Annotated in this window: 1 protein-coding gene; it reads right to left on the reverse strand. The window is 44.2% G+C overall.

Translation table 11 applies throughout. The features are described 5' to 3' along the window. Positions 1-618 (reverse strand): GlyGly-CTERM sorting domain-containing protein (locus tag A3735_RS24160; protein WP_156499884.1); only part of this gene is annotated, 618 nt, incomplete at both ends.

Here is a 618-nt window from a genome sequence, read left to right on the forward strand (position 1 = left end):
GGTTGCACCACAAAAGTGCTCACCAGTATATTTATTTTGTAATGACACCATCCAAGGGTAATCCCTAAACTCAGCGTCAACACCACCAATAATCCTATTTTCCGCGCGAGCCCAACCTGAAGAAACAACGAGCATTACAATCACCACACTCATGGCACGATAGGTTTTCGATATACCTGCAGCGTTTCGACGAAAGAAAAATAGCACTGCCAAAAACACTAGCGCTAGTGGGTGGAATGCTCCACCACTAGACTTTGAATTGCTAGGACTTGTATCCTCAGCTACATCTGGGTTATCTGCTGTAAAATTAACCGACTTCAAATACAAGGTCTTGCCTTCATCCCCTAATGAACTTTCACTCGTAGAACGCCAAAGTTCTCCCCTAGCCATGCGCCACTCAACAGTATTGACCTGATCTTCAGGTAACACGATAGTCTCACGACCATAAGCCTCAGCCGGCTTATATTCACTAAGCTCTTCACCATTTATCCACAATGAGACATCCATTACACTCGTATCATCTACTTTCCAGTCAAAGCTCAATTGGCCGCTACCATCAACCTTACCAATCAACATCGTTTGCTCATATAGGGTGTAGTCTGACACTAATTCGGAAAC

The sequence above is a fragment of the Oleiphilus sp. HI0061 genome, from assembly GCF_001635675.1.